This window comes from Amycolatopsis sp. NPDC104819 (assembly GCF_055583145.1).
On the sequence record NZ_JBVJON010000030.1, the window covers coordinates 24,690 to 34,359 of the forward strand.

Below are 9,670 nucleotides of genomic sequence, written 5' to 3' on the forward strand. Positions count from 1 at the left end.
GGTTTTCCGCCTCGCCGCCCCTTGGCGGAGGTGGGGTTGGGGGTGTGTGTCTTCTCCGAGCGGGGGTGGGGAAGAAAAGGGGGGAAACCGTGCCCCCCCCCCCCCCCCCCCCCCCGCCTCCGAAACTCCTCAGCTGCCGGTCTTGCTGCGCTCGGTGACGTCGGAGTTCTGCTCCGCCAGCTCCCACTCCGCGGCGTCGGAAGCGGCGGTGGCGGCCTCCGCGGTCCTTCCGCCGTGCAGCAGCCGGGCCACCTCGCCGCGCAGGGCCACGAACTCCGCCGACTCACGCGTCGTGATCTGGTCGCGCGTGGCCGGCAGGCCGACCGGCAGGTCTGCCACGATCGACGCCGGTGACTTCGACAGCACCAGCACCCGATCGGACAGGTACACGCTTTCGTCGATGTCGTGGGTGACGACCAGGATCGTGCTGCCCTGCTCGCGCTGCACCCGCCGGGTCAGGTCCTCCAGCTCGAAGCGCGTCTGGGCGTCGACCGACGCGAACGGCTCGTCCATCAGCAGCAGCGCCGGCCGGCTCGCCAGCGCGCGGGCGATCGAGACCCGCTGCTGCATACCACCCGACAGCTGCCACGGGAACTTGCCGCCGACGCCCGACAGCCCGACCTGCTCCAGTGCTTCGGCCGCCCGCTTGCGGCGCTCGGCCTTCGAGAGCTTCCGCCAGCGCAACGGGAACTCGACGTTCTTCTGCACCGACAGCCACGGGAACAGCGAACGGCTGTAGTCCTGGAACACGACGGCGAGGTCGTCCGGCACCCCCGAAACGCGGTCGCCGTGGAGGCTCACCGTGCCCTCGGTCGGCGGGGTCAGCCCGGCGATGCAGCGCAGCATCGTCGACTTCCCGCAGCCGGACGGGCCGACGATGCTGGCCAGCTGCCCGGCCTCGACGGTGAACGACAGGTCGTTCACCGCGGTGTGCGCCTTCGCGCCCGTGCCGTAACGGTGACTGAGGCCGGACACTTCGAGCATGGTTGACATGGGAGAGGCCTTTCCAGCGTCAGTCGCGGCCGAGGCGGGTCGGCTGCCAAGCCAGCACCCGCCGCTCCGCGGCCAGGAAGATCGTGTTGAAGACGTAGCCGAGGATGCCCAGCAGCACCAGCCACGACCACATGGTCGGGAAGTCGAAGTCCTGCTGGGCGTTGATCAGCGAGCGGCCGATGCCGTTGTACGCACCGACCAGCTCGGAGACGACCATGAGCAGCAAGGAGATCGACAAGCTCACCCGCAGCCCGGCGAAGATCTTCGGCGCCGCCGCGGGCAGCACCACCAACGCGATCCAGTAGCGCTTCGGTGTGCGGAACGATCGAGACGTCTCCACCTTGACCTGGTCGACCGAGCGCACGCCGTCCACCGTGTTGAGCAGCACCGGCCAGATCGCACCGAAGATGATCGAGCCGGTCTGCATACCCGAGCTCAGCCCGAACAACACCACGAACACCGGGATCAGCGTGGGTGGCGGGATCGAACGGAAGAACGCGAACAGCGGGCCGAGGTAGTCCATTCCCTTCTCGGACCGTCCGACCAGCACCCCGAGCGCGATGCCGGCGACCGCGGCCAGCGCCCAGCCACCGAGCGTCCGGCCGAGGCTAGGGAACACGTTTTCGAAAACGGCATCGGTGAGGAAGAGGTGCGACGCGGGGCCGGTGAACCACAGCCTCCCCGCCGCGACCGCGATCTCCGTGGGCGGTGGGAAGAACTTGCTGCCGCCGGCCCGGGCGGCGAACTCCCAAAGCACGACGAGGATCGCGAACAGCAGCCAGTTGCGAAGCACGGCCGTGGCTCCCCGGGCGGCCCGGCGGCCCACCCGGCCGGAAAGAGTCGCCGTGCTCACGCGATCGCCTCCCGATCCACTGTGCTCCACCGGAACAGCCGCTTGCCGAGCTGTTCGAGCCCTTCGTTGATCGCGAACCCCAGCATGCCCGCGACCACCGTACCGGCCAGGACGAGGTCGAACCGCGTCGAACCGGTGCTGGCGACCAGGATGAAGTTGCCGAGGCCGACCTCGGAACCGGCGAGGAACTCGGTGCTGACCACGGCGATCAACGCGATGGCGGCCGAGAGCCGGAGCCCGGTGAAGACGAACGGCGCGGTGTTCGGCAGCGCGACCGAGAACAGGGTGCGGAACCGGCTGGTCCCGCAGGCCCGGGCCGTCTCCATCAGCACCGGGTCGATCTCGCCCATGCCGTAAACGGTGTTGAACATGATGGGCCACAGGGAGGCGTACACGGCAAGCGTGATCTTCGCTTCGGGGCCGGAGCCGATGACGAGCAGCACCAGCGGGATGAGCGCGGCGACCGGGATCGGCCGGAGGAACTCGACGATCACGGCGGTGGCGGTGCGCAGCACCGGGATGCTGCCGAGCAGCAACCCGGCGGGCACCCCGATGGCCGCGGCGATCAGGACGGCGATGAGCCAGGCCAGCATCGTCGCGACGACGTCGCGCAGGAAGGAAGGATCACCCAGCAGCTCGCCGACGGTGACGAGGACGACGCTGGGGGGCGGCACGAACGTTTTGCTGACCAGGCCGACCTGGACGACGACCTCCCAGAGCAGGAGGAAGCCGACCAGACCGGCCAGGTTGCGGAGCAGTTTCCCCACGACGTCAGCTGGTGCTCGCCTGCGGGGCGATCATCGACGCAGCGTCCACGGGCGTCGTGATGGCGCCCAGCTGCAGCATCAGGTCGGGAACACGCTGCATGCGCCGGGCGTCGAGGAGCGACTGCCAGCCGGGCAGGGTCAGCAGCTTCGCCGTGTCCTCGTCGATCTTCGCGTACTTCACCAGCAGCGGCTCGACCTTCGAACGGTCGTTGATCACGTCGCGGGTGGCCTTCTGCATCGCGCGCTGGAACGCGGCGAGCGTCTTCGGGTTCGACTGCACCCACTTCTTCGTGGCGCCGTACCCGGTGAGGGGGAAGCTCTCACTGGCGCCACTGTTGATGTCGATGACGGGGATGGCGCCGACGGTCTTGGCGGCCTGGGTGATGAAGGGCTCGGGCAGGTAGGCGGCGTCCACCTGGCCCTGCTGCAGGGCGGCCGCCATGTTCGGCAGCGGGATGAGGACCCAGTTGACCTTGCTGTAGTCCACGCCGTGGTCCTTCATCACCGACCGCGTGAGCAGGTCGGTCGCCGTGTTCTTGGCGGTGATGGCGATGCGCTTGCCGGCGAGGTCGTTGACCGTCTTCACCGACGAGTTCGGGACGGTGAGGATCGCGTTGCTCTTCGAGCTCATCGACGTGCCGTCGGCCACGAGCTGGATGTCCGCCGCGCCGGTGCTCTTCGCCGTGAAGAACGGACCGTAGGTCGACTGCGTGATGTCGACCTCACCCGAGATCGCCTTCGTCATCGACACCTGGCCGCTGGCGGCGGTCACCGATTCGACGTCGAGGCCTTCGGCCTTGAAGTAGCCGCCGTCCTGGGCCAGCCAGAACGGCGCGAGGTCGGTGGTGGGGATGATCGAGACCTTGATCTTCGACTTCTCCGGGCCGCCTCCGTTCGACGAGGCGTTCGAGTCGTCCGAGCCGAGCGCGCTGCAGCCGGTGAGGGCTGTGGCGGCTGCGACGGTGAGGGCGAGCCCGAGCGCGGCGCGGCGAGTGCGAACCCGGCCACTGCTCATGGCGTTTCCAAGCAAGGCCTGCTCCTTGGTGAAAAGTTGGTGGACCGAATCCAATGGATGTGGGTGACTCATTGCCCGGAGTCACGCGGGCCACTGTAGAGAACGTGACAGCCTGCTCACAACGGGTGGGATCAATACCCAGGAGCGTGGTACGCGTCACTCTTTAGGCCTCTGGTCTAGACCCGCTGCTCCACTCGCCGTAGTCGTTTACCCAGCGTAAGACCCAGATTCGAATAAGCGGATGATCGGCGGCGTGCGACATGAGCGAACGCTGTGCAACATCCAGCCCGTGTTGTCGGGAGGGTTACATCTTCCCCTGGCGTTCGCTACCCTCTGCACCTGCGGGGAGGTATCAACCTCCGATGTGGTGAGAGAGAGTGCCTGGATGGCCGATCAAGACGACTTCTGTCGGTGTACCAGCACACGCTGTGCTTTTCCTGAGAGATTCTGCCCCGCGACGACGACTTCCTGGCCGGGCACTGCCGCCGTGCCGGTGGGTTAGGCCGAACCAGAGACCGATGCGAGACCAGCGCAGGGACCCGACCGTGATGCTCGAGCTGAACCGATTCCGTCCACCTGGACGGGGTTCAGGAACGCCCGCCCAAGACGATCTTTTCACCCGTGCGGGTAGCGTCTTGCGCTCGGCTCCACCCGGACGGCCGGTGCGCCGGCATGCGGGGAGTGTGCAGACGAGTGGCTGAGCAGAACGGCGCGCGTCCCGGCGGGCGCTGGACCGAACAGGGATATCCGAGCACGAACGACGATGGTGGTGCGGCGGTGCCGAACGAAGACACCGCGGGGGTGGGAGGGGCCCCTGCGCAGCGGCCCGGAACGGATCCGGGCCGGAAGGCCGGGTTCTTCTCGGGCATGCGTGACTGGCGGCTGCGGTCCAAGCTGGCGGCGGTCCTGATCATTCCCACCCTGACCGCTCTGGCGCTGGGTGCGCTGCAGGTGGTCGACGACGCCCGGCAGGCCGCGGAGTTCCAGCGCACCGCCGACCAGGTCGCGTTCGCCGTCAAGGTCACCACGGTGGTGCACGAGCTGCAGAACGAGCGCTCGCTGGCCGTGGCCCGGCTCTCGTCCGGCAACGCGCTGCTGCAGACCGGGCTGGACGCGCAGATCGGCAAGGTCGACCGCGAGATAGGCGACCTGCGCAGCGGCGCGGCCGCCCTCAACTACGACGACCAGGCCACCAAGGACCGCTACGCCCGCGGCATCCAGCGCCTCGACGCGCTGCGCCCGCTGCGCGCGGCGTACAACACCCAGAACGGCCTGCCGGACATCACGGTCATGACCGCGTACTCCGGCATCCTGGACGCCCTGATCGAGCTCGGCCGCGAGGTGACCACCGCGGTCACCGACCGCGACGTCCTCCGGCTCGGCACCAGCACGCAGGCGGTCAGCGAGGCCAAGGAGTTCACCACCCGATCCGACGCCGAACTGCAGATCGCCGCGTACCGCGGGAGCTTCCCGGGTGACCTCCTGGACCAGACGCGCGCGTCGGCCTCCAGTGCGGACGCCTCGGTGCAGGCCTTCCTCGCGAACGCCGACGACGACCAGCGGCAGCTCTACAACGACACCTACTCCGGCCCGGAGGTCGACGACCGCCGCCGGATCCAGACCGCGGCGTTCGCCTTCGCCCAGCTGGGGGAGGCGCCGAGCGTCGACACCACCGCCCTCAGCAAGGACAGCACGGTGTCGGCCGACAAGCTGCACGCCGTCGAGTCGAACCTGCTGGCCCAGCTCAAGTCCCGCGCCGACGACCTCGCCACGGCGGCGGTCAACTCGGCCTGGGTCGGGGGCGCCGTGGTGCTCGCGGCGCTGGCGCTCGCGGTCGCGCTGATGCTCGTCGTCGCCCGCCTGATGCTGCGCCCGCTGCGGGTGCTGCGGAAGAGCGCGCTGGACGTGGCCTACACCCGGCTGCCCGAAACCGTGCAGGCGATCCTCGACGACCCGGACCCGGTCGGCGCCTCGAAGAAGGCCGTCACGCCGGTGCCCGTCACCTCCCGCGACGAGATCGGCGAGGTCGCGCGGTCGTTCGACATCGTCCACGAACAGGCCGTCAAGATGGCCGCCGAGCAGGCGCTCCTGCGGGAGAACGTCAACGGCATCTTCGTGAACCTCTCGCGGCGGTCGCAGCGGCTGGTGGAACGCCAGCTCGGCGTCATCGACCGCCTCGAGGCCGACGAGCAGGACCCGGACCACTTGGCCAGCCTGTTCGAGCTCGACCACCTGGCCACCCGGCTGCGGCGCAACGGTGAGTCCCTGCTGGTGCTTTCCGGCGCCGGCCTGGCGAAGTCCGTGCCCAAGCCGGTGCCCGCCGCCGACGTCATCGGCGCCGCGGTGTCCGAGATCGAGCAGTACGCCCGGATCGAGGTCGGGGTCGTCCCCGACGTCGCGGTCCAGGGCCTCGCGATCCACGACCTCGTGCACGTCCTCGCCGAGCTGCTCGACAACGCGACCTACTTCTCCGAGCCGGAGACGAAGGTCATCGTGCGGGCCGTCGTTACCCGCCGCAAGGCGCTCGCCATCCAGGTCACCGACCACGGTGTCGGCATGAGCGAAGAGCGGCTGGCCGAGGTCAACGGCCGGCTCGCCGAGCCGCCGGACCTGGACGTGTCGGTGACCCGGCGGATGGGTCTGTACGTGGTCTCGCGCCTGGCCAAGCGGCACGGCATCGAGGTCCGGCTGCGCGAGAACGAGGACATCGAAGGCGGCGTCATCGCCCGCGTCGTCGTCCCGGCGGAGCTGCTCACCCACCTCCGCCCGGGCATGCAGCGGCAGACGCCGCCGCCGGCGAACCGGTCCGAGACGTCGATGTCGCTGCCCAGCATCCCGCTGCCGTCGGCGCCGTCCGACTTCGAGCAGACGCGGTCGCACACCCCGGTGCCGCCGTCCGCGCCACCGCCCCCACCGGCCCCGCCGGTGCACGAGCCGGTGGCGAACCAGGGTGGGCTGGTCCCGCTCGACCAGCCGATCAGCCTGGACGACCTGGTCAGCGGCGGCCGCGCGGCGGGCCCGTTCCTGTCGCCGGAGCTGCCGAAGCAGGACACCCCGGCCTGGCCGACCGCCGAGGACCTGGCGCCGCTGACGCCGTCTTCGAACGGCGACGGCGCCTCGCACGCCAGCGACACGCAGTTCGCGCCGCTGGTGCTGCCGAAGCGGGAGCCGAAGTACGTCCCGCCGGAGGAGCCGCCACCGCCGCCACCGCGGGTGGAGGACGCCGGACCGTCGGCCCTCGAGGACGATGTACCCACCCGGCGGCTGCCCATCTACCAGTCGGTGCTGTCACGCTGGTTCAGTGAGGGCGACGACGCGGCTGCCGACCCGGTGCCGCCGCAGAGCGAGCGGGAGGACCCCAACCTGCCGCCGCTCACCGGTTACGACGAGCCCGCCGCGGAACCCGCCGGCGAGCGTCTGCCGGAGCGGGTCCCGGGGCAGCACGTCCCGGACCGCGTCGAACAGGTGGACGAGCTGCAGCCGACCGCGGCGACCCGGCACCCCCTGCTCCCGCCCGACGACGGCTGGCACAGTGCCTCCGACGACGGCTGGAACGCGGCGCAGTCGCTGCTGGAAGCCAAGAACGAGGAGATCACCCCGGCCGGGCTGCCCAAGCGCGTGCCGAACCAGTACCTGGTCCCGGGGTCGATCAGCAGTCCCTCGGCCGGCGAACCGGCGCAGAACAACTTCGCGGACAACACCGCGGGCATGCCCGGAACGGGTGCGATCACCCGCTCGGCGTCCGCGGCGCGGAACCGGATGGCAAGCTTCCAGCGGGGGTACACCTCGGGACGACATGCGTTGAAGGAGCTCCCGGCCGAAGAGAGGCTGGAAGGCAGCGGGGTTCCGGGGCGTGGCAACACCACAGACAGCAGTGAGGAGTGAAAGTGACACGGGCGGGTGCAATGCAGCCGGGTGGCTCCGCGCAGCCGAACGGCCAGGCGCATGCCAAGGCGAGCAATGCCGGCAGCTTCGCATGGCTGATCACGGATTTTGTGCACCGGGTGCCCGGCGCGGCCCACGCGGTCGTGGTGTCGGCCGACGGCCTGCTCCTGGCGGCCTCGCGTGGCCTGCCGAAGGACCGGGCGGACCAGCTGGCCGCGGTGGCGTCGGGGCTCACCAGCCTCGCGCGCGGCGCGGCCAAGGTGTTCGAAGGCGGCACGGTGGCGCAGACCGTGGTCGAGATGGCCAACGGCTTTCTCTTCCTCATGTCGGTATCCGACGGTTCGTGCCTGGCGGTCCTCGGATCGCCGGAAAGTGACATCGGCCTGGTCGTCTACGAGATGACCCTGCTGGTGGAGCGGGTCGGCCAGCAGCTGACCCCGGAGATGCGGGCGCAGCTGCAGGGCTCGGCGATCCGCCGCTGAGGACCTGGGAACCGAGGAGAGAGCCGTGGACGACGGGCGCTTGAGGGGTGATGGCCGGCTCGGTGACGACTTCTCCGGCGGGTGGTCCGAGCAACCGGACGAAGGCCGGGAGGACTGGCAGTCGTTCCGGGAACGCGTCGACCGCGAATGGCGGCAACGGCGCGTCCAGGCCTCCGACAGCGACCCCGTGCGGGAACCACCGAACTGGCTGACCGACAGCAACGCCGGGCAGGAACCGATCCGGCCCATCCAGGCCGGTAACAACGGCGAGTACCGCGACCGCCTCCTGGGCGGTCCCGGTGCGGAGCTGTTCGGCGGGTCGAGCGGGCCGCTGTACGACGCGCACGACTTCGCCGCGTACAGCACCGAGCGGGACTTCTCGTCGGGACCGGACTCCGGTGAGCTGGCCGCGGCGCTGCCGCGGCAGGCCCACCAGGAGTACGTCGACGAGCCCGCGCCGACCGAAATGGAGACGTCCGGCCTGGTCCGGCCGTACTTCCGGACCCGGGGCCGGACGAAGGCGACCCTCGATCTCGCGATCGAGGCGCTGATTTCGACGAGCGAACAGGGCCGGATGCTCGACCGGGTCCGGGTGCCCGAGCACCGGTCGATCTGCGACCTGTGCCTCGACACCCGGTCGGTGGCCGAAGTGGCGGCGCTGCTGCGCCTGCCGCTCGGTGTGGTGCGGGTGTTGATTGGTGACGTGGCGGGCCTCGGCCTGGTGCTGGTGCACTCCAGCAACCAGACCGTGGGTGACCGCCCGAGTATCGAGTTCATGGAAAGGGTGCTCAGTGGGCTTCGGAGAATTTGACTCCGACGCGAACGCGCCGCAGGTGACGGGTCCGACCTCGTCGGCCAAGATCGTGGTCGCCGGCGGGTTCGGTTCGGGGAAGACAACGCTGGTCGGGGCGATCTCCGAGATCGACCCGCTGACCACCGAGGCCATGATGACCGAGGCGAGCGTCGGACACGACGACACCTCGGCCACGCCCAACAAGACCACCACTACCGTGGCGATGGACTTCGGGCGCATCTCGCTGGACTCGGACCTGGTGCTGTACGTGTTCGGCACCCCCGGTCAGCACCGGTTCTGGTTCATGTGGGACGACCTCGCGGTCGGCGCCATCGGGGCGGTCGTGCTGGTGGACACGCGGCGGCTCGCCGACGCGTTCCCCTCGATCGACTTCTTCGAGAACCGGAAGCTGCCCTACGTCGTGGCCATCAACTGCTTCGACCGGTTGCTGCACCACCAGATCGAGGACGTCCGGCACGCGCTCACCATCGCGCCGTCGGTCCCGATCATGGCGTGTGACGCGCGCGAGCGCGACTCCGCCAAGCAGGTGCTGATCTCGGTCGTCCAGCACGCGATCGCGCATGATTCGGCGTTGCGCGCGGGATAACCGGATGACGCCCCGAACCGGATGCGGCCGTTGGAGTGAACTCCGCGCGCTTCACCCACTTCGGGGAGCGTGTCGGCCGTCCGTGACGGCGACCCGTCCGTCAGGGGCGGCAGCGCCCGGCGCGGGGTCGCTCGGCAGATGCCGCCGGACCGACGCTGACCTGGGGGGGGGGGGGGGGGGGGGGGGGGGGGCGGGGCCGCGGGGGGGGGGGGGGAGGCGAGGTGGACAGAGAGGGGTGGGCGGGAGGTGGGGTCGTGTGTTGCAGAAGCGGTAGA

8 protein-coding genes are annotated in these 9,670 nt (G+C 69.9%); 4 read left to right on the forward strand and 4 right to left on the reverse strand.

All coding sequences use genetic code 11. From position 1 onward, the window contains the following. Positions 1–129 precede the first annotated feature (129 nt). Genes ACZ63E_RS45380 through ACZ63E_RS45395 form a run of 4 tightly spaced genes read right to left on the reverse strand, consistent with a single transcriptional unit; the run spans position 130 to position 3,628 of the window. Positions 130–993: an ABC transporter ATP-binding protein gene (locus ACZ63E_RS45380; RefSeq protein ID WP_465301818.1), complete on the reverse strand. Its 864-nt coding sequence runs from the start codon at positions 991–993 to the stop codon at positions 130–132. Between the two features lie 19 nt (positions 994–1,012). Further along, a complete protein-coding gene (locus ACZ63E_RS45385) occupies positions 1,013–1,846 on the reverse strand; it encodes an ABC transporter permease (protein ID WP_465342516.1) in 834 nt (277 codons plus the stop codon). Continuing rightward, positions 1,843–2,613 carry an ABC transporter permease gene (locus tag ACZ63E_RS45390; protein WP_465342517.1) on the reverse strand — a complete coding sequence of 257 codons (771 nt, stop codon included), beginning with the start codon at positions 2,611–2,613 and terminating at the stop codon, positions 1,843–1,845. Before ACZ63E_RS45390 ends, ACZ63E_RS45385 begins: the two co-directional genes overlap by 4 nt. Positions 2,614–2,617: 4 nt before the next feature. Continuing rightward, positions 2,618–3,628: an ABC transporter substrate-binding protein gene (locus tag ACZ63E_RS45395; protein WP_465301824.1), complete on the reverse strand. Its 1,011-nt coding sequence runs from the start codon at positions 3,626–3,628 to the stop codon at positions 2,618–2,620. Positions 3,629–4,495: 867 nt separating this feature from the next. Between ACZ63E_RS45395 and ACZ63E_RS45400 the strand changes: the two genes are divergently transcribed. Genes ACZ63E_RS45400 through ACZ63E_RS45415 form a run of 4 tightly spaced genes read left to right on the forward strand, consistent with a single transcriptional unit; the run spans position 4,496 to position 9,395 of the window. Continuing rightward, positions 4,496–7,513: a sensor histidine kinase gene (locus ACZ63E_RS45400; RefSeq protein WP_465342518.1), complete on the forward strand. Its 3,018-nt coding sequence runs from the start codon at positions 4,496–4,498 to the stop codon at positions 7,511–7,513. Positions 7,514–7,533: 20 nt separating this feature from the next. Continuing rightward, the gene (locus ACZ63E_RS45405; protein ID WP_364624061.1) at positions 7,534–7,995 is read left to right on the forward strand and encodes a roadblock/LC7 domain-containing protein; all 462 of its coding nucleotides are present in this window, start codon (positions 7,534–7,536) and stop codon (positions 7,993–7,995) included. 25 nt (positions 7,996–8,020) lie between these two features. Beyond that, positions 8,021–8,806: a DUF742 domain-containing protein gene (locus ACZ63E_RS45410; protein WP_465301826.1), complete on the forward strand. Its 786-nt coding sequence runs from the start codon at positions 8,021–8,023 to the stop codon at positions 8,804–8,806. Next, the gene (locus ACZ63E_RS45415) at positions 8,787–9,395 is read left to right on the forward strand and encodes a GTP-binding protein (protein WP_086861435.1); all 609 of its coding nucleotides are present in this window, start codon (positions 8,787–8,789) and stop codon (positions 9,393–9,395) included. Before ACZ63E_RS45410 ends, ACZ63E_RS45415 begins: the two co-directional genes overlap by 20 nt. The last annotated feature ends 275 nt before the right edge of the window (positions 9,396–9,670 follow it).